Here is a 20,724-nt window from a genome sequence, read left to right as displayed (position 1 = left end):
GCGCGGCCCAAGTCGACTATCTTGTCTCGCGGCTCGTATCGGCGGCGCCCGCCGTCCGCGCGCGGGTGGCCTGCTCGACGTTCATCAGCATGATCGGAAGCAGCCCGCGCCAGCCTTCGCCCTCGATCGCCAATTCCGGGTAGATGCGATCGACCGGCGGGGACTTCTCCACGGGAAGCCGCGGCTGGCCGGGAACCGCGAGCGCGGGTTGGGCGGCAAGGAACAGCAGGGCGGCAGCGAGCAGGCGGGTCATGGCGTCTCCGATTCGGTGACGCTGATGCGGCATGGCTGTTACGTCTGTATGACAGTCTTGTGGCGAGAGCGCCGATCCGCCTCGGGGGCTTTGCCTCGCTTCCGATGAATCGCGTGGCCTTCACGCGAACATCGGGCGGTTTAATCGATCCGTTCCACCTTCTGTCCAGGAGAGGTGGTGACGGGAAAGCTGCTCAGTCCGCCGGCGCGGGCGTCGTTGACATAGTCCTGGGCGGCTTCCTTGCTCGGGAAAGGGCCGATCAGCAGCCTGTTGGTCGCCTTGTAGGGCGTGGTCCACGGGGTCTTGCCCGCCAGCAGCTTGCCATGGCTGCTCTTCTGCTTGCTCCACTCCTTGTCGAGATCGGGCTTGTAGGCGCCGCTGGCGATCTGGACCCAATAGCGCTCGGGGCTGGCCTTGCGGGCCTTGGCCATTTCCTGTGCCTTGGCCTTCTTCTCGGCGGCGGCCTTTTCGGCGGCCGCCTTGCGCTGGGCGGCGCGGCGGTCCTCGGCCAGGCTGCGCTCGTCGGCGGCCTTCTGTTCCGCGACGGCCTGTTGCGGCGAGGGCGTATCGCCGGCGCTGCTGGCTGCGGCCGGCGTCGACGAACCCGCCTTGGCGGTGCTCGTATCGGCCTTCAGCACGAGTCGGCCGTTGCCGTCGAAGCGCGGACGGGTCGAAGACGATGTCGCGGCCGGGGCCGTGACCGACATGGGCGAACCCTTGGACGAGGGGACGGGACTGACCTGCGCCATTTCCATCGGGACCTTGTCCTCGGGGAAATGGCCGAAATGGACGGCTGCGGCCTTCTCGGCAGCCTTGAGCGCGGGCAGGCGCGACAGGAAGGGCTTGAGTGCATCCGCCTGATAGCGCGGCAGCACCGCATAAGCGGCCGATTCGGCACCGGGCGCGTCACCGGTCATCGCCAGCACGAAAGCGCGCGCGCGCCAGGCCGCGATATCGCGTTTCTGCAGCAGCGGGTCGAGGACCGCGAGCGCACCGACCTTGTCGCCGCTCATCGCCAGGGACAGCGCCAGCCGGCGGGTCGCCTCGGGGTCGGCGCGGGTGCGGAGCAGCAGGTTATATTCGGCCTGCGCCTTGCGGTTGTCGCCGCGGAGATCATAGGCAAGGCCGCGATCGAGCGCGACGTCGACCGGCGGGACGCCCAGGTCGGTGGCATTGTCGAACAGGCGGAGCGCAGCGCGGGGTTGCTCCTTCTGGATCAGCGCTGAACCCAGGCCTGCCTTGATGCGGCCGTCGCGCGGCGAGATCTTTTCGGCCCGCACGAAGAAATTGATGGCGGCATCGGCATCGCCGACCGCCAGCGCCGCCGATCCGGCACCCGACAGTGCGTCGAGATCGCCGGGATCGCGCGCCAGCACGCGCAGATAACGTGCCAGCGCCTCGGCGGGATCGCCGCGCGCCATCGCATCGCGAGCCGACGCCATCGGGTCGGTGATCAACGGTTCCTCGCTGGCCGAGGTCGAATCCATCTGGCCGACGGCGGGCGTGACGACGAGGAAGGTGGAAGCCAGCGCGAGCAGGCTGACGAGGGAAAATCTGTTCATGGGCACATCGCTCTCGGATATCCGCCATATCGCGCGCAAGAGCTGAACCCAAACAGAACGCCGAAACGAGATACGCCCGCGCCGACTGGCACGGGCGTATCGATAATGCGCAATTACTGGTTGCTCTGGCGGTTCAGGAAACGCGGAATATCGGCATCGTCGTTGCCGCGCTCATCGCCCTCGACCTGGGCCTTGGCGGCGCCGCGCGCGATGTTCGACATGCGCTCGAACAGGGTCGCGCCGGCACCCGACGGGCGGCGGGCAGGCTCGGCATCGGTCACCCAGCGGCGATTGCCCTGCGGTGCGGCTTCCTCTTCGGAAGGACCTTCCGCCGCCGGGGTCGGCATGGCCGATTCCGGCTGCAGCAGAAGCTCGTCGTTGAACAGGTTGGTCAGCTCCAGCGGCTCGGCGGCGGTGGGCTGCTCGGGCGCCTCGAGGACGATCTTCTCTTCGGCCGGGGCCGGGGCGGCCGGTGCCGCCGGAGTGTCCGACGCGGCGGCCTGCGGCTGCGGAGCGGGGGTCTCGGCCTGCGGCGCCGGGGCCGCCTGCGGCACGGCGACCGACTTTTCGTCGCGCATCGGGGTGCGCGGCGGGAAGCTGAAGCTCTTCGACGGTTCGGGCATCGTCGCGACATCGACCTCTATGCCGGTGGCGACCACCGAGACGCGGATGCGGCCCTCGAGCTCGTTGTTGAAAGCCGAACCCCAGATGATGTTCGCGTCCGGATCGACGAGCTGGCGGATATGATTGGCCGCTTCGTCGACCTCGAGCAGGCGCATGTCGTCGCCGCCGGTGATCGAAACGATGACGCCCTTCGCGCCATTGAGGCTGACGCCGTCGAGCAGCGGATTGGCGATCGCCTTCTCGGCCGCCTCGATCGCGCGGTTGTCGCCGGTGGCTTCGCCGGTTCCCATCATCGCCTTGCCCATCTCGCTCATCACCGAGCGGACGTCGGCGAAGTCGAGGTTGATGAGGCCGGGCATGACCATCAGATCGGTGATGCCGCGCACGCCCTGCTGGAGGACCTGGTCGGCCATCTGGAACGCTTCCTTGAAGGTCGTGTTCGGGTTGGCGATCAGGAACAGGTTCTGGTTCGGAATGACGATCAGCGTGTCGACGTGCTTCTGTAGCTCCTCGATGCCGGCATCGGCCGAACGCATGCGACGATTGCCTTCGAAGCTGAACGGCTTGGTGACGACGCCGACGGTCAGGATGCCGCGGTCGCGCGCCGCCTTGGCGATGACCGGCGCGGCACCGGTGCCGGTGCCGCCGCCCATGCCCGCGGCGATGAAGCACATGTGCGATCCTTCGAGTGCCTTCTCGACCTGCTCGAGGGTCTCCTCGGCGGCCGCCCGTCCTATTTCGGGACGGCTGCCTGCACCCAGGCCCTGGGTGATCTTCAGGCCGAGCTGGATGCGGCGCTCCGCCGACGAGGCGTTCAGCGCCTGCGCGTCGGTGTTGGCGACGATGAAGTCGACGCCCTGGACGTCGGCACCGATCATGTTGGCGACCGCGTTTCCGCCTGCTCCGCCTACGCCGATCACGCTGATGCGGGGTTTCAGCTCATCGACCTGGGGGCGCATGAACTCGATCGTCATAGATTTTCTCCCTGGCGGCCATGCCGGCCCAAGCAACACGTGGATTGAATCTTGCCAGACGCGATTCGCCGAATCACGCGAAAAGTTGTCCTATCCACAGTTTTCGAGGTTAACCGATGTGGGACAGGGGCCGACACGATCAATAGCCCGTCTTCACCGCCGCGATGAGCCGCCCGACGAGCCCCATGGGCTGCGGCCGGTGGATCGCCTGTTCGGCCGCGAAGGGGCGCAGTTCGGCCGGATTGGTCGCGGCGACCTGGGCCAGGCCCACCAGGGTCGCGAAGCCGGGGCCGCTGTGCGCGTCTGGCAGGCCCGATAGGGTGCGCGGCCGCCCGATCCGGACGCTGCGGCCGAGGACCCCCTGGGCATAATCGGCGATGCCGCGCAGTTCGGCGCCGCCGCCGGTCAGCACCACCTGCCGCCCGACCGGGCCGACATAGCCGAGATCGGTCAGCGCCTTGGCGACCGCGTCCATCCAGTGGTCGAGCCGCTGGCGGATCACCTGGATCAGCTGGGCACGGCTGATGCGCGGTGGCTCGGCGCCGTCGGCGACCTCCTCGGGCGAGCCGATCTCCAGCATCTCGTGATTGTCGCGCGGGCTGTTCTGCGCCGATCCGTGGACGCATTTCAGCCGCTCGGCCTGCGCGCGGCGAATGTTGAAGGCCGAGGCGATGTCGTCGGTGATGTCGGCGCAGCCCATCGGCAGCGAGGCGAGGCCGACCAGCAGACCGCCCGCGAACAGCGAGACATTCGTGACACCGGCGCCCATCTCGACCAGGGCGATGCCCATCTCGCGGTCTTCATCGGTAAGGCAGGAAACGCCGGTCGCGATCGGCGAGGCGACGATCGAGCGGACGCCGAGATGCGCCGAACGTACGCAGAGCGCGAGGTTGCGGACGGGGGACGGCTCGGCGGCGATGACGTGGATCTCGACGCCGAGCTTATCGGCATGCAGGCCGAGCGGATTCTTGACGCCGTTGAGGCCATCGAGCGTGTAGAGCGTCGGCTGGGCGTGGAGGACCATGCGGCCCTCGGGGTTGAGCGAGCGGCGGCCCTGGTGGAGCAGTTCGTCTATGTCCTTCTGCTCGATCTGGACGCCCCCGAGGTCGACCTCGACCTGGGCTACGTCGCTGACGAGCCCGCCGGCCGAGAAGCTGACCCAGACATGGTCGATATTGATGCGGGCGATCGTCTCCGCCTGCTCGACGGCCTCGCGGATCGCGCCTTCGGTCGCTTCCATGTCGGCGATGTAGCCGCGCCGCACGCCCCGGCTCTCGCGCTGGCCGGTGCCGAGCACCTCCAGCTCGCCCTGGTCGTCGGCGCGCGCGATCAGCGCCGAGATCTTCGACGATCCGATGTCGATGGCCGTGATCAGCCCGTCATTGCGTGCCTGTGACATCGCTATACCCTTCCCCAAAATAGCCATGTCCGCCTCATGTTACCGATTTCGCGCTGAGGGACGGGGCCGCCGGCTCGATCTTGCTGCCGGGTTCGCGCGACATGCGCGCAACCATCCGGCTCGGATCGCGCAGGTCGATCGATACCAGCCCCTTGCCGAGCATCCCGGCGCGCCGGTCCTCCTGCGCGAAGAAGGCCAACGCCTTGGCCGCTTCCTGGTCGCCTTCGGGCAGCATCAGCTTCTCGCCCGACTGGAAGATGATGTCCCAGCGCCGGTCGCCCTGCCAGCTCGCGGCGGTGACCAGCGGCTTGAGCGAGGGGGCCGCCGCCATCAACGCGGCGAGCTGGGTCGCGCGGCGGTTGGCGCCCGGGCCGACCACGACAGGCAGATCGGGCATGGCGCGATCGTCGACCGGGCCGATCACGACGCCGTCCTTGTCGATCAGCGCGAGCCGGTGCTGATATTGCCAGATCGCGGCGGGCACGCGTTCGACGATGTCGACCACCAGCGTGTCGGGCAGGCGGCGAGAGACCCGTGCATCGGCGATCCAGCCCATCTTCATCAGCTCGGCGCGCGTCCCGTCGAGGTCGACGAGCGGCATCGGTCGGGCCTGTTGGCGCATCGCCACGTCGTAGACGAAGGCGCTGTCCACCTGGCGGCGATTGAGGATCTCGACGTTGCGGACCTTGAAGCCGGCATCGCCGATCCCGTCGGCGATCAGCAGGCCGATCATCTGCGGCAGGCCCATCGCAATCAAGCCGGCGACGACCCCGCCGCCGATACCGATGCCGAGCGTCCAGTTGCCCAGCCTGCGCAAGGCCTCGCGCGAAATGGGAAGCTGTTCGACCGCGCGCGCGATGGCGGAAGGCTTGCGCCGCGCGGACGCGCGCTTCGCCGGCGCCGCCACCCGCGGTCGCCGGTCGGTGGAGCGTGCCCGCGCCGCCTTCATGATCTTTCCTTCGCGGCCAGCGCCTCGTCGACGATAGCCTGGACGAGATCGGCATAGGTCATGCCGACATGGCGCGCCTGTTCGGGCACGAGGCTGAGCGGGGTCATGCCTGGCTGGGTGTTTACCTCGAGCAGGTAGAGCCCGGCCTCGCCCCGTTCGTCGTCCCAGCGGAAATCGGACCGCGACGTGCCCTTGCAGCCGAGCAGCCGATGCGCATCGAGCGCCATCCGCATGGCCGCGCCGGCGATGTCGTCGGGGATGTCGGCGGGGCAGATATGGGTCGTCAGCCCGTCGGTATATTTGGCTTCATAGTCATAGAAGCCGCTGCTGGGGACCAGCTCGGTCACGCCCAGGGCGCGATCGCCGAGCACCGCGACGGTCAGCTCGCGCCCCCGGATGAAGGGCTCGGCAAGCAGGGTCGGAAAGGTCTGCCACGGGCCATGCGAGTCACGATGAATCGGCGCGCCATGATTGTCACGCTCTTTTATGATCGCGACCCCGACCGACGAACCTTCGTTGACGGGCTTGAGCACATAGGGGCGCGGCATCGGGTCGCCGGCGTAGAGGCTTTCGCTCTCGACGACCTTTCCTTCGGGCATGCGGATGCCATGGGGGACGAGCTGCTGCTTGGTCAGTTCCTTGTCGATCGCGATGACCGAGGTGGTGAGGCCCGAATGGGTGTAGACCAGGCCCATCAAGTCCATCATGCCCTGGACGGTGCCGTCCTCGCCCGGCGTGCCGTGAAGCGCGTTGAACACCACGTCGGGCTTCGCCTCGGCCAGGCGCAACGCGACGTCGCGGTCCATGTCGATCCGCGTGACCTTGTGGCCCAGGCTCTCCAGCGCGTCGGCGACGCCGTTGCCCGAGGTCAGCGACACCTCGCGCTCGGACGACCAGCCGCCCATCAGGACGACGATGTGAAGGGGGACGTGGGTCATTTGCTCACCTCAAAACCAAATCGGTCACCCCAGCGAAGGCTGGGGTCTCCGGAGAGGCGCGCATCGATCATCTCATGAGATGCCAGCCTATGCTGGCATGACGGGTAAAGAGGATGGCGGATCACCGGCTCACCCCCACGCGCTGAATTTCCCACTCCAGGGTCACGCCCGTCTTCGCCTTCACCTTGTCCCGTACCTCTTCGCCCAGCGCCTCGATGTCGGCCGAGCGGGCCGCGCCGAGGTTAAGCAGGAAATTGCAATGTTTCTCGCTGACCTGCGCGTCGCCGCGGGTCAGGCCGCGGCATCCCGCCTGGTCGACGAGCTGCCAGGCCTTGTGGCCGTTCGGGTTCTTGAAGGTCGAACCGCCGGTCTTGCTGCGCAGCGGCTGGCTGGCCTCGCGCTCGGCGGCGATCCGGTCCATCTCGGCCTGGATCGCGGCGGGGTCGCCGGCCTCGCCGCGGAAGGTCGCGCTCACGACGATCGCCCCCTCGGGCAGATCGCTGTGTCGATAGGTGTAGCCCAGCTCGGCCAACCCCAGTTGCCTGCGCTCGCCCGATCGCAGGACGACGTCCGCCGCGACGAGCACGTCCCTGACCTCGCGGCCATAGGCGCCGCCGTTCATGCGGACGAAGCCGCCGACCGTGCCGGGGATCGAGCGCAGGAACTCGACCCCGGCGATGCCCGCGTCGCGCGCCGACGATGAAACGAGGATGCCGCTCGCCCCGCCGCCGCAGCGCAGGGTCGTCGCGTCCAGCCGCTCGACCTTGGCGAACGCCTTGCCGAGACGGACCACGATGCCCGGGACGCCGCCGTCGCGCACGATCAGGTTGGAACCGAGGCCGAGGCCCATCACCGGCACCGCCGGGTCGAGCGCGGCCAGGAAATCGCACAGATCGTCGACGTCGGCGGGTTCGAACAACCACTCGGCGGCGCCCCCGCTCTTGAACCAGACGAGCGGCGCCAGCGGCGCATCCGCCGTCAGCCGGCCGCGCACGCGCGGCAGGGACGGAGGGGATGTGCTGCCGGCTACCAGGTTCACTTCTTCTCGAGGCCCCACATCGCCATCCAGCGTTCCCACGCCTTGACCTGCATGTCGGCGAGGTCCTTGGCCGCCTTGGCAGCATTGTCGAACTGCTCGCCGCTGCCCATCGCCTTGAACGCGGCGTCGACCGCGGTCTTGTGCATGTGCATCGCCTGGTCCTGGAGCACTTTCCAGGGTCCGAAGAAATCGGTCATTGTGCCTTCTCCTTGGCTATCGCCGTCGAAAGCCCCGCCGCCCACTTCGTAATATCACCAGCGCCCAGGCAGATCACCATGTCGTCCGGCCCGATCGCCGCCGATAGGGCGGAGGCGAGCGCCTCCGGCCCCGCGATCACCTGCGCCGACCGATGACCGCGCTGCTTGAGCCCGGCGACGAGCGCCGCCGCGTCGATTCCCTCGATCGGTGCCTCGCCGGCCGGATAGACCGGGGCGACGTAGACGCTGTCCGCATCGTTGAACGCGGTCTGGAAATCGGTCATCAGGTCGCGCAGCCGGGTATAGCGGTGCGGCTGGACCACCGCGATCACCTTCGACCTGGCGCCCTCGCGCGCGGCGGCCAGCACCGCGCGGATCTCGACCGGGTGATGGCCGTAATCGTCGATAACGGTCGCGATGCCGTCGCCGACCGCGACCTCGCCGACCTTGGTGAAGCGCCGCTTTACCCCGCCGAACTTGGCGAAGCCGTTGGCGATGATCTCGTCCGCAATGTTCATCTCCAGCGCGACGCCGATCGCCGCCAGCGCGTTCTGGACGTTGTGGCGGCCGGGCATCGGCAGGGTGACCCCCTCGATCCGCCGCGTCTCGCCGTCGCGGTTGCGGACCACCACGTCGAACCGGTTGCCGCCGGGAACCGGGGTGACGTTGTCGCCGCGCACGTCGGCCTGCGCCGAGAAGCCATAGGTGACGACCTTGCGGTCACGCACCCGGGGGATGATCGCCTGCACCTCGGGATGATCGATGCAGAGCAGCGCGGCACCGTAGAAGGGGACGTTCTCGACGAACTCGACGAAGCAATCCTTCACCTTGTCGAACGAGCCATAATGGTCGAGATGCTCGGGATCGATGTTGGTGACGACGGCGATCGTCCCGTCGAGCCGCAGGAAGCTGCCGTCGCTCTCGTCGGCCTCGACCACCATCCAGTCCGACGCGCCGAGCCGGGCGTTGGAGCCGTAGCTGTTGATGATGCCGCCGTTGATCACGGTCGGGTCGACCCCGCCCGCGTCGAGCAGTGCGGCGACCATCGAGGTGGTCGTCGTCTTGCCGTGGGTGCCGGCGATCGCGACGGTCGACTTCAGCCGCATCAGCTCGGCCAGCATCTCGGCGCGGCGGACGACGGGAACGCGCTTCTCCAGCGCCAGCTCGACTTCGGGATTGCCGCGCTTGATCGCGGTCGAGGTGACGACGACGGCGGCGTCGCCCAGATTCTCCGCCTTGTGGCCGATCATCACCGGGATGCCGCGTGCGCGCAGGCCCTCGACGACATAGCCCTCGGCCACGTCGCTGCCCTGCACCTTGTACCCCAGATTGTGCATCACCTCGGCGATGCCGGACATGCCGATGCCGCCGATGCCGATGAAATGGATGGTGCCGATGTCGGTTGCGACACCCTTCATGCGAATGCGCCTTTCAAGGGACGAAGTTCCAGTTTTTCCACGGGGATGGGCTCGACGATCGGATCGGGGCCGATCCGCTCGACGAGGTCGGCCAACGCCTCGGCGGCGTCGGGGCGACCGACGCTGCGCGCGCGCTTGGCCGCGTTGATCAAAGCCTGCGGATCGAGCGCCAGCTTCTGCATCTGCTTGGCGAGTTCCTGCGGCGTGAAATTCTCCTGCCGGATCGCACGCGCGCCGCCGACCTGCGCGAGCTCGCGGGCGTTGGCGGTCTGGTGATCGTCGGCGGCGGACGGCAGCGGGATCAGGATGGCGGGCCGGCCCGCGACGCTGATGTCGGCGATGGTCGAGGCGCCTGCGCGGGCGATCACCAGATGGGCCCAGGCCAGCCGCTCGGGCAGGTCGGTGAAATAGGTGGCGAGGTCGGCGGGAATGCCCAGCACCTTATATTTGCTGCGCACCGTCTCGATATCCTCGGGCCGACACTGCTGGGTCACCTGCAGGCGGCGGCGGAAACCTTGCGGCAGCAGCGCGAGCCCGTCGGGCACCACGTCGGACAGGATCGAGGCGCCCTGGCTGCCACCGGTCACCAGCACGCGGAAGATGCTGTCGGGGCCGAGATCGGGGAAGGGCTGGTCGCGGATGTCGCGGACGATGTCGCGCACCGGATTGCCGACCAGCACGGTCTTGTCCTCGAACTTGGGCTTGAGCCGCTGGACGACCGGATAGGCGGTGGCGATCGCGTCGACCTTGCCCGCGACCAGCCGGTTGACCCTGCCCAGCACGGCGTTCTGCTCGTGGATCACGGTGGGAATGCGACGCCTGAAGCCGGCGCGCAGCGCGGGCAGCGCGGGATAGCCGCCGAAGCCGATCACCGCCGATGGCTCGAAGGTCGAATAGAGCTGGAGCGCCATCGCGGTGCCGGCGCGGATGTCGCGGAAGGCCTTCAGCCATTCGCGCGGGCCGCCGCCGAGCCTCCCGGCCGGGATGATGTGGGTCTGGACTCCGTCGAACAGGCCGGGGATGCGTGCGCCGCGTTCGTCGGTGACCAGCGCGACCCGGTGGCCGCGCCGCATCAGCTCGGCCGCCAGAGCGTGCGCGGGGACCATATGGCCGCCGGTACCGCCCGCCGCGAGGACGAAGTGTCGCGTCACCTTCATCTGCCGTTCCACCGCACCGTGTAGGTCGCTTCCTTGAGATGGGGGTTCTCGCGGGTGAAGGCGAGCAGCAGACCCATGCCGATCGACAGCGCGATCATCGACGAGCCGCCATAGCTGATGAATGGCAGGGTCATGCCCTTGGACGGGGCGAGGCCGACATTGACCATCATGTTGATCAGGGCCTGCAACCCGAACTGCGAGACCAGGCCGGCCGAGGCGAGCAGCAGGAAATCGTTCTCCTCGCGCAGCAGGCGCAAGCTGACCCGCGCTACGATCGCCAGGTAGAGGCACGCGATGGCGATGCAGGCGATCAGGCCGAATTCCTCGCCGATCACCGAGAAGATATAATCGGTGTGCGGTTCGGGCAGGGTGAACTTCTCGGTTCCCGCGCCGGGGCCGGTGCCGAGCAGGCCGCCGTTGGTCAGCGTGGCGTGGGCGCGGTCGACCTGATAGGTATCGCCCTGCTTGAACAGGAATTTGTTGATGCGCTCGGTCGCGACCGAATAGAAGAAATAGGCCGACACGATCGCCGCGAGACCGCCCGCACCCAGCATGCCGAGCAGCTTGAGCGAGGCGCCCGACAGCATCAGCAGGACGATCCAGACCGACACGAAGATCACCGTCTGACCGAAGTCGGGCTGTTTCATCAGCAGCACCGCGACCAGCGCCATCGGCACGACCGAGATCATCGCGAAGGGCAGGCCCGGGTTGCGGGCGCGCAGCGAGAAGAGCCAAGCCATGCCGACGGCGAACATCGGCTTCAGGAATTCGGACGGCTGGAGCTTGGCCGGGCCGAGCGAGATCCAGCGTGTGGCGCCGTTGGCGGTGCTGCCGACGATCGGCACCAGCGCCAGCAGGGTCAGGAAGAGGATGCCGCCGATCAGCGCGCCGCGCCGGGCGATCTGCACCGGCAGGGCCGAAACGGCGAGCATCACGGGTACCGCGATCACGGTCCAGCCGAGCTGCATCCAGAAATAGTGACGTGGCGCGACGGTGACGCCCGTGCCCGAATAGCGGACCCCGGCGGCGGGCGAGGCGGCGGCGACGGCGATCAGGCCGACACCGATCAGGATCGTCACCAGCAGCAGGAGGACACGGTCGATCTCCCAGAACCAGCGCGCGATCGGCGTGCGCTTGCCGCGTCCGAAACGCGAGCGCTTGAAAGGCGAGGGCGGGGAGGGCGAGGGCACGGACGAGTCGAAGGACACTGCGACGTTCATAGCGGAAGCCCCTCCACCGCGCGACGGAAAGCGTCGCCACGTGCCTCATAATCGCTGAACTGGTCGAACGAGGCGCAGGCGGGCGACAGCATGACGACCTCACCCGGTCGCGCCGCCGCGGCGGCATCGGCCACCGCCTGGTCTAGCGTCCCGCTCTCCACCACCGGCTTGCCCGCCGCGCGCAGGATGCGGGCGAACATCGGACCAGCCTGGCCGATCGTGTAACCGGCGGCGACATGGTCGAAGTACGGCGCGCAGTCGTCGAGGTCGTCGGTCTTGGGCAGGCCGCCCAATATCCAGTGGATCCGCGGATAGGCTCCGAGCGCGGGAGCGGTGGCGGTGGCGTTGGTCGCCTTGCTGTCGTTGACGAACAACACGCCCTTCTTCTCGGCGATCCGCTGCATCCGGTGGGGCAGGCCGGGATAGGTGGCGAGCCCCTCGTCTATGGCGGCTTGGGAGATGCCGAGTGCGCGGGCGACCCGGATGGCGATGGCTGCGTTCTGGGCGTTGTGCGGACCCTGGAGCGCGGGCCAGTCCTGCTGGCCGCCGCCGGCGTCGGTCGATCGTACGCCGATGGCGCCGGGTCGCCGCGTCGCGATCGCGCGGCTCGGTTCGTCCTCGACCGCGATGATCGCGGCATGGCCCGGAGACTGCATCGCGAACAGCCGCTCTTTCGATGCCGCATAGCCGGCGAAGCCGTCATAGCGATCGAGATGGTCGGGAGTGATATTGGTCAGCACCGCGACGTCGCAGTCCAGGCTGAAGCTGAGGTCGATCTGGTAGCTCGACAGCTCGAGCACATAGACGCCGCCCGCCGGTAGTGGATCGCGGCCCATGATCGGCAGGCCGATATTGCCGCCCATCAGGGTCGGCACGCCCGCGGTCTCGATGATATGCTTGATGAGGGCGGTGGTGGTCGACTTGCCGTTGGTCCCGGTGATGCCGACCACCTTGTGGTCGGGCAGCGAGGGCCGCGCCTGGGCGAAAAGCTCGATGTCGCCGATGACGGGCACGCCGAAGCTCGCCGCATGGCCGGCGATCGGATGCTTGTTGAGCGGAACGCCGGGCGAGACGACGACGCCGGCATAGCCGGTCAGGTCCATGTCGATGGGATCGGCGAAACGGACTCCGGTCACCTGGCCGCGCGCCTCTTCCCGGCTGTCCCACGCGGTCACTTCGGCGCCGCTCACCTGCAGCGCCTCGACCGTCGCCACGCCCGAGCGCGCCAGCCCGAGCACGGCATAGGTCTTGCCGGCAAAGGCGGGACTCGTGATCACCGCAGCTTCAGCGTGGCGAGACCGGCGAGCGCGAGGACGAAGGAGATGATCCAGAAGCGGATCACCACGGTCGGTTCGCTCCAGCCGAGCTGTTCGAAATGATGGTGGATCGGCGCCATGCGGAAGATCCGCCGTCCGGTCCGCTTGTAGAAGAACACCTGCAGGATGACCGAGATCGTCTCCATGACGAACAGCCCGCCGACGATCGCCAGCACGATTTCGTGATGCGCGACGACCGAGATGACGCCGAGCGCGCCGCCGAGCGCGAGGCTGCCGGTATCGCCCATGAAGACGGCGGCCGGGGGCGCGTTGAACCACAGGAAGGCGAGGCCGCCGCCGATGATCGCCGCCGTCAATATCGTCAGGTCACCCGCGCCCGGGACGTGCGGAATACCTAGATATTGGGCGAATTTGGCATTGCCGACGAGATAGGCGATCACGAAGAAGGCGAGGCTGGCGATGACCACCGGCATGATCGCCAGTCCGTCGAGGCCGTCGGTCAGGTTAACGGCATTGCCGAAGGCGACGATCACGAAGGCCGCGAAGACGACGTAGAAGGCGCCGAGGTCGATGACCGGCCCGTTATAGAAGGGAACGTAGAGCTGGGTGCCGTTGCCCGACACGATCAGCCAGCTCGCGAGGCCGGCGATCACGAACTCGCCGGCGAGGCGGACCTTGCCGGAAACGCCATGATGGCTGCGCTTCTTGACCTTGTCGTAATCGTCGAGGAACCCGATCAGCCCGAAGCCGAGGGTCACGCCGATGCAGGCCCAGACGTAGCGGTTGTTGAGGTCCATCCATAGCAGCAGCGACAGCATCACCGAGACGAGGATCAGCAGCCCGCCCATCGTCGGCGTGCCGACCTTGGCGAGATGAGTCTGCGGACCGTCGGCGCGGATCGGTTGGCCCTTGCCCTGACGCACGCGGAGCCAGCCGATGAAGCCCGGTCCGATGATCAGGCCGATGAACAATGCGGTCAGCGCTGCGGCCCCCGCGCGGAAGGTGATGTAGCGGATGAGGTTAAGCACGCCCGGAAACCCGAGCTGTTCGGCTAACAGGTAGAGCATGTTGTCCTTTCGCCGGTGCCGTCCCGCGCGCGCAGATGCGCAACGAGACGCGACAGGCCGATCGCGTTGGATCCCTTGATCAATATGGCGTCGCCGGGCGCGATCATCGCTTCTATCGACTCGATCGCTGCGTCGGCGTCGGGCACATGCGCGAATTCGATCCATCCCTCAAGGGCGTTCGCGAGCGCCGTCATCTCCGATCCGACGAGCAGAGCGAAATCCACCTTCGCATCGCGGAGCGGACCGGCCAAGTCGGCATGATAGGCGGCCGATCCGCTACCCAACTCGCGCATCTCGCCGAGAATGGCGATGCGGCGGTCGGCCTTTTCGTTGCCCAATACCTTGATGGTCGCGGCCATCGATGCAGGGTTGGCGTTATAGCTTTCGTCGATCAGCAGCGCTTCGCCCGTGCCGGCTGCAACGATGCTGCGCTGGCCGCGGCCGGCCAGCCCTTCCATCTCGGCGAAGGCGAGGCCGGCGGCAGCGAGGTCGCCGCCCACCGCCCAGACCGCGGCGATCACCGCCATCGCGTTCGATACCCAATGCCCGCCCGGCGGAGCGACCGTGAAGGTTAGCTCGGCATCGGGTAGGACCAGCGACAGCAGCGTGCCTTTGTCGAGCGGGATCACATCTTGCGCGTGGACATCGGCCTTGTGGTCGGTGCCGAAGGTCAGGATCCGGCCGGCATGGGGCTTCGCGGCCGCCATGAGCCGGTCGCGGTGCGGGCTGTCATACGGGATGATGGCGACGCCGCCGGGCTCCAGGCCCTGGAATATCTCGCCCTTGGCGTCGGCGATATCGGCTTCGCTCGCGAAATAGGCGCTGTGCGCGGGCGCGATGGCGGTAACGATCGCGACATGCGGGCGGACGAGGCGGGTCAGCGCCGCCAGCTCGCCGGCATGGTTCATCCCCATCTCGAACACGCCGACCGCGGTATCGGCCGGCATGCGTGCCAGGCTGAGCGGAACGCCGGTATGATTGTTGTAACTCTTGACCGAGCGGTGGACGCGTCCGGGCAAGGCGCGGTCCAGGCAGGCATAGAGCGCTTCCTTGGTCCCGGTCTTGCCGACCGACCCGGTGACGCCGATCACCTTCCCCGCCATCCGCGCGCGGGCGGCCGCGCCGAGCGCGTCGAGCGCCATGGTGGTGTCGGCGACGCGGACATGCGGCCCGCTGCACGCGTCGGAGACGATCGCGCCTGCCGCGCCGGAGGCAAAAGCATTGTCGAGGAAGCGGTGGCCGTCGGTCGTCTCGCCCTTCAGGGCGACGAACAGGTCGCCCGCGCCGATCTCCCGCGAGTCGAAGGCCACCCCGTCCGCGCGGAAATCGCCATGCACCTCGCCGTCGGTCGCGGCGGCGATGTCGAAAGCGGTCCAGAGCGGGGCGTTCACGCCGCGCATTCCCGCGCGACGGTGACGTCGTCGAACGGCAGGACGCGCATCTGGTCCCCGGCGCCGACGATCTGGCCCTGCTCATGGCCCTTGCCCGCGATCAGGACGATGTCGCCCGCCTGCGCCTCGGCGATGGCGGCGGCGATCGCCTCGCGCCGGCCGCCAATCTCGATGGCGCCCCGCGCGCCGGCCATTACGTCGCGACGGATCGTGGCCGGGTCCTCGCTGCGCGGATTGTCGTCGGTGACGATCGTCCGGTCGGACAGCCGGGTCGAGACCTCGCCCATCAGCGGACGCTTGCCGGTGTCGCGATCGCCGCCCGCGCCGAACACGGTGATCAGCCGGCCGGCGGTGTGCGGGCGCAGCGCCTGGATCGCGGCCTCCAGCCCGTCCGGCGTATGGGCATAGTCGACATAGATCGGGGCGCCGGTCCTGCTGATCGCGGCGCGTTCGAGGCGGCCGCGTACCGGTGCGACCCGCTGGAGGTTGGCCAGGGTCAGACCGATATCGCCGCCGGTGGCGATGACGAGTCCCGCCGCGACCAGCGCGTTGGCGGCCTGGTAGGCACCGATCAGCGGCAGCTTGACGTCGCGCGCCGCGCCGTCGACCTCGAGCCGCAGGGTCTGGCCGAGCGCGGTGGGCGTGCGTTCGACGAGGCGGATTGCCTCCCCGGCCGAACCCACGCTGAGCAATCGCACGCCACGCTTGCGAACCGCGGCCATCACGTCGGCCGATCTCGGGTCGTCCGCCCAGAGGACGACCGCGCCGTCCTGGTCCACCACTTCGGTGAACAGCCGCAGCTTGGCCGCGAAATAATCGTCCATCGTGCCGTGATAATCGAGGTGGTCGCGGCTCAGATTGGTGAAGGCCGCCGCGCGCACGGGCAGTCCTTCGGTGCGGTACTGCGACAGGCCATGGCTCGACGCCTCGAACGCGGCGTGGGTGACGCCTTCCTTCCGCAGTCCCGCCATGTTCGACAGGAAGGTGACGATGTCGGGCGTGGTGAGCCCGGTGGACACCTGGTCGTCGGCCGTGGTGACGCCGAGCGTGCCGATCGATGCGGCATGGAAGCCCGCCATCCGCCACAGCTGGCGGGTCAGCTCGACCGTCGAGGTCTTGCCGTTGGTGCCCGTGACCGCGATCGTCGTATCGGGAAAGGGCGCGAAGAAGCGCGCGGCGAGCTGCGCGAACAGCCGGCGGGGCTCGGCATCGGCGAGATGCAGCGCGCCGTCGACCGCGACGCCGGGGGCGGAGACGATCGCGATCGCGCCGTCGGCGACGGCCTGCGCGATGAAATCCTCGCCGTTGAAGCGACTGCCCTTGAAGGCGCCGAACACCGTTCCCGGCGCAACCTTGCGATGGTCGATCGCGAAGCCGGTGACCCGCGCGTCGCCGATGCCCGCGTCGAGCAGGGCCGGAACGCCGGCGACCAGGTCAGTCAATCGCATGGACCCCCTCGTCCTTCTCTTTCGGCTTGTAGACGAACGGCATCATGTCGGAGACGTCGATGTCCTTGCTGGGATCGGGAATGACGCCGAGCAGCGGGCCGATCCGGGCGATGACGGCCTTCACCGCCGGCAGCGCGTTCCAGGCGGCGGTGCGGAAGCCGTAGGTTTCGGGGATGCCCTTCGGCTCGTCCATCGTCACGATGACCACGTAGCGCGGCGCGTCCATCGGGAAGGCGGCGGCGAAGGTGGTGACGAGGCTGCTGTGGATATAGCGGCCGTTGAGGTTCTTCTCGGCGGTGCCGGTCTTGCCGCCGACCCGCAGGCCCGGGATGTTGGCGCCCTTGCCAGTGCCTTCGTCGACGACGAGGCGCATCAGCTGGCGGACCCGGTAGCTGGTCTGCTCGGAAATGATGCGCTTGCCCTTCGGGATCTGGCCCGGCGCCCGCTTCAGCATCGTCGCCGGCCGCAGGATGCCGCCGTTGACCATCGCCGCATAGGCATTGGCCAGATGGAGCTGGCTCACCGCGATGCCATGGCCATAGGCGACCGTCATCAAGGTGGTGCGTGCCCAATAGCCCGGCCAGAGCGGTTTGCCGAGCGCGCCGAGCTCGAGCTCCGCTGCCCGGTCGAAGCCGAGCTGGCGGAAGAACGCCTGGGTGCGCTCCAGCCCGACCTCCTCGGAAATCCGGGCGGTGCCGATGTTGGACGAATGGATCAGAATGTCGGGCACCGACATCCAGCGGTTCTCGGGATGGTCGTCCCTGATCCGGAAGCCGCCGACCTGGAGCGGGGCGGTGGCGTCGTAGCGTTTGCCGAAATCGGTGATCACGCCATGCTCGATGGCATTGGCCATCGTCAGCACCTTGAAGGTCGAACCGAGTTCGTAGACCGAACTGACCGCCCGGTTGTAGCGCGCGTCGGGACGCAGCGGATCGGTTCCGACCGGGATCAGGCCCGGCGCGTTCGAGTTGAACACCGGTAGCGAGGCCATGGCGAGCACCTCGCCGGTGTGGACGTCGAGCACGATGCCCGCGCCGCCGACCGCGAGATATTTCTCCGCCGATGCCCGGATGGCGCTTTCGAGCGCGGCCTGTACGCGGCTGTCGATCGACAGCTCGACCGGCTGGCCGCTATTGGCGGTGCTGGTCAGTCGCTTGTCGAGAAACGCCTCCATCCCGCTCACCGGCACGCCGCCGATATCCATGTAGCCGATAACCTGGCTGGCCATCGTACCTTGCGGATAGAAGCGCTTGGGCTCGGGAACCTCCTCGATCGCCGGCTCGCCCAGCAGGCGGACGGCGTGGATCTTGGCGGGGGTCGCGCCGCGCTCGAGGTAGACGAACTTGCGGCGTCCGCCCAGGATCCGGCGATATTCTTCGGCGGTACGATTGGGGAAGAGGCGGGCGAGCTCGACCGCGAGCCGATCCTTGTCGCCGATCACGCGGGGAGGGCGGATGGCGAGGCTGATTCCCTTGATCGTCGCTGCCAGCACGACGCCGTTGCGATCGGTGATGTCCGCGCGCGGGCCGGTGGCCGCCACGCTGGAGGTGCGATCGGGCGCGTCGAACACCGCGAGGTAGAGCAGGCGCAGCGCGATCACGCCGACCATCAGCGCGAACAACAGCATCAGTACCATCAGCCGATAATGGGCGATGCGGACGCTATCGTTGGTCTTGGCGAGGGCGCGGTCGCGCGGCTGGGCAAGCCCGGCGGCGATCGCGTTCATTGTTTCCCCTTGCGCGCACGGGCCGGTGCATCTTCGACGAGACCGTCGAGAAAGTTGTCGTCCAGCCTTACCGCGCGGACCAGCTTGCGTTCCGCGACCTCATGCACGGGTGACGCCTGCGGGGCCAGCGCCGATGGCCTGGGCTGGACATAATTGGCCTGGCGCAGCGCGGGCTGCGGCGGCGGCGCGACGACATGCGGAGCCGCCGCCACGGTGCGATCGGCGGGCGCGTCCATCACCCTGTCCTCGATCCGGTCGTAGCTGACCTTGTCGAGCGCGCCATGACTGGCCACGATCGCGGGGTCGAGCGGCAGCTGCCGCGGCTGGGTCAGCGCGACCAGCCGGACCGAGCTGGTCACGAACTGTTCGGGCCCCGGCGCCTGCAGGCCGTAGACGCTCTGGTTCCACTTCTCGATCTGCGCCAGGCCGCCGCGCGTGTCGATCTCGGTTCGCAGGCGGCGGATCTCCTGATGGGTCGATGCGATCTTGCGCTCGACCCCCGCGAGTTCGGCCCGCTTCGCGGCGACCGTCTGCGAGATCATGTAGAAGGAGAGGGCCGCGACGCAGATGCCGCCTGTCCAGACCACTTCCTTGAAGCGGTTCGTGATCATCCCTGACGTCCTTCCTTCTTGGGCGCGAGGCCCCATGGCGCTGCTTCGGTCCGCTGGGCGACGCGTAACGTCGCCGAGCGGGACCGGGGGTTACGGACGAGTTCGGCCTCGCCCGCGCGAACGGGTTTGGCGACGGCCTCGAAGCTGGGACGCGGCCCCCCGGCGCGCGCATCTGGAAGGTGACGGGAACCGGCCGGCGTGGCGCCGCTGCGATCGCGCAGGAAACGTTTCACGATCCGGTCCTCGATCGAGTGGAAGGAGACGACCGCCAGCCGCCCGCCCGGACGCAGCACACGCTCGGCGGCGGCAAGCCCCTGCTCGAGCTCTTCGAGCTCGGCGTTGAGGTGGATGCGGATTGCCTGGAAGGTGCGGGTCGCGGGGTCCTTCTTTTCGTGCGGCTTGTGGCCGAGCGCGCGGCGCACGACCTGGGCCAGTTCGGACGTCCGCGTGATCGGCCGCGCCTGGACGATCGCACGTGCGACACGCCGTGCGCGCGGTTCCTCGCCCAGGTCGTGCAGGACGTCGGCGATCTCGGCCTCGTCGGCGGTATTGACGAAATCGGCGGCGCTCATGCCGCTCTTGTCCATCCGCATGTCCAGCGGTCCGTCGGCCTGGAAGGAGAAGCCACGGTCGGCGCGGTCGAGCTGCATCGACGACACGCCGATGTCGAGCGTCACGCCGTCGACCTGGTCGACGCCGCGTTCGCTCAGCGCCTCGGCCATGCGGGAGAAGCGTTCGGGAACCAGGATAAGCTGGCCGTCATGCTCGTCTTCCAGCGCGCGACCCTCGGCGATCGCGTCGGGATCGCGGTCGAACGCGTAGACGCGTGCGCCCGCGCGCAACAGGGCGCGGGTATAGCCGCCCGCTCCGAAGGTGCCGTCGACATGGGTCTCGCCGGCTACGGGATCGAGACCGGCGACGACCTCGTCGAGCAGGACGGGAACATGGGGCGCGGCCGGGATCATCCGCGCTCCTTCCGCTTGGCGAGCAGCTCTTCCATTTCTTCGAGCACGTCGCCGGATTCGCCCCCCGCGGCATCGCGCAGCACGTCCGGACTCCAGATGCGAAAACGCCGGCCGCGGCCGACGAAGAAGGCATCTGTGCCGATCTGGGCCTTGGCGCGCAGCCGGTCGGGCAGCACCATGCGGCCGGCCGCATCGAAATTGACGTCCTTCAGCAGCGGGAAGGTCTCGGATTCGAGCCGGTCGAGCACGTCGCCCATCAGTTCGCCCGTCTGTTCGGAGACGCGCTGGGCATGCGCGTTCATCTGCTCTTCGGTTTCGGCGATCTGCAGGCCGTCGCTGACCTCGATGCACTTCAGCGTCGCGTTGAAGGTCATGCGCAGCGTGCGACCGAGGCCCGACGCGACCTTGGGAGATCCCGAACGGATGTCGATCGTCTGACGAAAGGCAGCCGGGAGCGATACCCGCCCTTTCAGGTCCACGCCGTTCAAATGAACGTCATTGAAGACCGC

The 20,724-nt window shown here is 68.2% G+C and carries 19 protein-coding genes; all 19 read right to left on the bottom strand.

Going from position 1 to position 20,724, the window contains the following annotated elements; translation table 11 throughout:
* Window positions 1-16: 16 nt before the first annotated feature.
* The 19 genes from ASE22_RS08530 to ASE22_RS08440 all read right to left on the bottom strand — a co-directional run bounded on the left by ASE22_RS08530 (window position 17) and on the right by ASE22_RS08440 (window position 20,694).
* A complete protein-coding gene (locus ASE22_RS08530; RefSeq protein ID WP_056357487.1) occupies window positions 17-253 on the bottom strand; it encodes a hypothetical protein in 237 nt (78 codons plus the stop codon).
* Between the two features lie 140 nt (window positions 254-393).
* Entirely contained in the window at window positions 394-1,815 is a 1,422-nt protein-coding gene (locus ASE22_RS08525) for an SPOR domain-containing protein (RefSeq protein WP_235536240.1), read from the bottom strand.
* Window positions 1,816-1,928: 113 nt separating this feature from the next.
* Complete coding sequence (ftsZ, locus tag ASE22_RS08520) at window positions 1,929-3,413, bottom strand: cell division protein FtsZ (RefSeq protein WP_056357484.1); 1,485 nt, start codon at window positions 3,411-3,413, stop codon at window positions 1,929-1,931.
* 139 nt (window positions 3,414-3,552) lie between these two features.
* A complete protein-coding gene (gene ftsA / locus ASE22_RS08515; protein ID WP_056357481.1) occupies window positions 3,553-4,812 on the bottom strand; it encodes a cell division protein FtsA in 1,260 nt (419 codons plus the stop codon).
* Window positions 4,813-4,846: 34 nt separating this feature from the next.
* Window positions 4,847-5,761, bottom strand: a complete 915-nt coding sequence (locus tag ASE22_RS08510) for a cell division protein FtsQ/DivIB (protein ID WP_056357479.1) — start codon at window positions 5,759-5,761, stop codon at window positions 4,847-4,849.
* Complete coding sequence (locus tag ASE22_RS08505; RefSeq protein ID WP_056357476.1) at window positions 5,758-6,699, bottom strand: D-alanine--D-alanine ligase; 942 nt, start codon at window positions 6,697-6,699, stop codon at window positions 5,758-5,760. The genes ASE22_RS08510 and ASE22_RS08505 overlap by 4 nt, the downstream gene beginning before the upstream one ends.
* 121 nt (window positions 6,700-6,820) lie before the next feature.
* Window positions 6,821-7,738 carry a UDP-N-acetylmuramate dehydrogenase gene (murB, locus tag ASE22_RS08500; RefSeq protein WP_200933291.1) on the bottom strand — a complete coding sequence of 306 codons (918 nt, stop codon included), beginning with the start codon at window positions 7,736-7,738 and terminating at the stop codon, window positions 6,821-6,823.
* Window positions 7,735-7,935, bottom strand: coding sequence for a hypothetical protein (locus ASE22_RS08495; RefSeq protein ID WP_056357473.1), 201 nt, complete (start codon window positions 7,933-7,935; stop codon window positions 7,735-7,737). Before ASE22_RS08495 ends, murB begins: the two co-directional genes overlap by 4 nt.
* The gene (gene murC, locus ASE22_RS08490; RefSeq protein WP_056357470.1) at window positions 7,932-9,353 is read right to left on the bottom strand and encodes a UDP-N-acetylmuramate--L-alanine ligase; all 1,422 of its coding nucleotides are present in this window, start codon (window positions 9,351-9,353) and stop codon (window positions 7,932-7,934) included. Before murC ends, ASE22_RS08495 begins: the two co-directional genes overlap by 4 nt.
* Window positions 9,350-10,510 carry an undecaprenyldiphospho-muramoylpentapeptide beta-N-acetylglucosaminyltransferase gene (murG, locus tag ASE22_RS08485; RefSeq protein WP_056358692.1) on the bottom strand — a complete coding sequence of 387 codons (1,161 nt, stop codon included), beginning with the start codon at window positions 10,508-10,510 and terminating at the stop codon, window positions 9,350-9,352. Before murG ends, murC begins: the two co-directional genes overlap by 4 nt.
* On the bottom strand, window positions 10,507-11,730 hold the full coding sequence (locus ASE22_RS08480; RefSeq protein WP_056357466.1) for an FtsW/RodA/SpoVE family cell cycle protein: 1,224 nt from the start codon (window positions 11,728-11,730) through the stop codon (window positions 10,507-10,509). Before ASE22_RS08480 ends, murG begins: the two co-directional genes overlap by 4 nt.
* Entirely contained in the window at window positions 11,727-13,007 is a 1,281-nt protein-coding gene (murD, locus tag ASE22_RS08475) for a UDP-N-acetylmuramoyl-L-alanine--D-glutamate ligase (protein ID WP_056357463.1), read from the bottom strand. Before murD ends, ASE22_RS08480 begins: the two co-directional genes overlap by 4 nt.
* A complete protein-coding gene (mraY, locus tag ASE22_RS08470; protein ID WP_056357461.1) occupies window positions 13,004-14,074 on the bottom strand; it encodes a phospho-N-acetylmuramoyl-pentapeptide-transferase in 1,071 nt (356 codons plus the stop codon). Before mraY ends, murD begins: the two co-directional genes overlap by 4 nt.
* On the bottom strand, window positions 14,059-15,474 hold the full coding sequence (locus tag ASE22_RS08465) for a UDP-N-acetylmuramoyl-tripeptide--D-alanyl-D-alanine ligase (RefSeq protein WP_056357458.1): 1,416 nt from the start codon (window positions 15,472-15,474) through the stop codon (window positions 14,059-14,061). Before ASE22_RS08465 ends, mraY begins: the two co-directional genes overlap by 16 nt.
* Window positions 15,462-16,913, bottom strand: a complete 1,452-nt coding sequence (locus ASE22_RS08460) for a UDP-N-acetylmuramoyl-L-alanyl-D-glutamate--2,6-diaminopimelate ligase (RefSeq protein ID WP_056358689.1) — start codon at window positions 16,911-16,913, stop codon at window positions 15,462-15,464. Before ASE22_RS08460 ends, ASE22_RS08465 begins: the two co-directional genes overlap by 13 nt.
* The gene (locus ASE22_RS08455) at window positions 16,900-18,639 is read right to left on the bottom strand and encodes a peptidoglycan D,D-transpeptidase FtsI family protein (RefSeq protein WP_056357455.1); all 1,740 of its coding nucleotides are present in this window, start codon (window positions 18,637-18,639) and stop codon (window positions 16,900-16,902) included. Before ASE22_RS08455 ends, ASE22_RS08460 begins: the two co-directional genes overlap by 14 nt.
* Entirely contained in the window at window positions 18,636-19,250 is a 615-nt protein-coding gene (locus ASE22_RS08450; RefSeq protein ID WP_056357452.1) for a hypothetical protein, read from the bottom strand. The genes ASE22_RS08455 and ASE22_RS08450 overlap by 4 nt, the downstream gene beginning before the upstream one ends.
* A complete protein-coding gene (rsmH, locus tag ASE22_RS08445; RefSeq protein WP_056357447.1) occupies window positions 19,247-20,215 on the bottom strand; it encodes a 16S rRNA (cytosine(1402)-N(4))-methyltransferase RsmH in 969 nt (322 codons plus the stop codon). Before rsmH ends, ASE22_RS08450 begins: the two co-directional genes overlap by 4 nt.
* Entirely contained in the window at window positions 20,212-20,694 is a 483-nt protein-coding gene (locus ASE22_RS08440) for a division/cell wall cluster transcriptional repressor MraZ (RefSeq protein WP_235536254.1), read from the bottom strand. Before ASE22_RS08440 ends, rsmH begins: the two co-directional genes overlap by 4 nt.
* Window positions 20,695-20,724: the final 30 nt, after the last annotated feature.

The sequence above is a fragment of the Sphingomonas sp. Root720 genome, from assembly GCF_001428605.1.
Lineage (GTDB): Bacteria > Pseudomonadota > Alphaproteobacteria > Sphingomonadales > Sphingomonadaceae > Rhizorhabdus.
Note: the sequence above shows the minus strand (reverse complement) of the source record. Positions and strands in the feature narration are given on the sequence as shown.

Coding starts and splice junctions, on each gene's coding strand:
- ASE22_RS08525 (WP_235536240.1), bottom strand. CDS start 1,815: ATGAACAGATTTTCCCTCGTCAGCCTGCTCGCGCTGGCTTCCACCTTC.
- ASE22_RS08450 (WP_056357452.1), bottom strand. CDS start 19,250: ATGATCACGAACCGCTTCAAGGAAGTGGTCTGGACAGGCGGCATCTGC.
- ASE22_RS08505 (WP_056357476.1), bottom strand. CDS start 6,699: ATGACCCACGTCCCCCTTCACATCGTCGTCCTGATGGGCGGCTGGTCG.
- ASE22_RS08495 (WP_056357473.1), bottom strand. CDS start 7,935: ATGACCGATTTCTTCGGACCCTGGAAAGTGCTCCAGGACCAGGCGATG.
- ASE22_RS08460 (WP_056358689.1), bottom strand. CDS start 16,913: ATGCGATTGACTGACCTGGTCGCCGGCGTTCCGGCCCTGCTCGACGCG.
- murG (WP_056358692.1), bottom strand. CDS start 10,510: ATGAAGGTGACGCGACACTTCGTCCTCGCGGCGGGCGGTACCGGCGGC.
- mraY (WP_056357461.1), bottom strand. CDS start 14,074: ATGCTCTACCTGTTAGCCGAACAGCTCGGGTTTCCGGGCGTGCTTAAC.
- rsmH (WP_056357447.1), bottom strand. CDS start 20,215: ATGATCCCGGCCGCGCCCCATGTTCCCGTCCTGCTCGACGAGGTCGTC.
- ASE22_RS08480 (WP_056357466.1), bottom strand. CDS start 11,730: ATGAACGTCGCAGTGTCCTTCGACTCGTCCGTGCCCTCGCCCTCCCCG.
- ASE22_RS08530 (WP_056357487.1), bottom strand. CDS start 253: ATGACCCGCCTGCTCGCTGCCGCCCTGCTGTTCCTTGCCGCCCAACCC.
- ftsZ (WP_056357484.1), bottom strand. CDS start 3,413: ATGACGATCGAGTTCATGCGCCCCCAGGTCGATGAGCTGAAACCCCGC.
- ASE22_RS08465 (WP_056357458.1), bottom strand. CDS start 15,474: ATGCGCGGCGTGAACGCCCCGCTCTGGACCGCTTTCGACATCGCCGCC.
- ASE22_RS08455 (WP_056357455.1), bottom strand. CDS start 18,639: ATGAACGCGATCGCCGCCGGGCTTGCCCAGCCGCGCGACCGCGCCCTC.
- ASE22_RS08510 (WP_056357479.1), bottom strand. CDS start 5,761: ATGAAGGCGGCGCGGGCACGCTCCACCGACCGGCGACCGCGGGTGGCG.
- murC (WP_056357470.1), bottom strand. CDS start 9,353: ATGAAGGGTGTCGCAACCGACATCGGCACCATCCATTTCATCGGCATC.
- ftsA (WP_056357481.1), bottom strand. CDS start 4,812: ATGTCACAGGCACGCAATGACGGGCTGATCACGGCCATCGACATCGGA.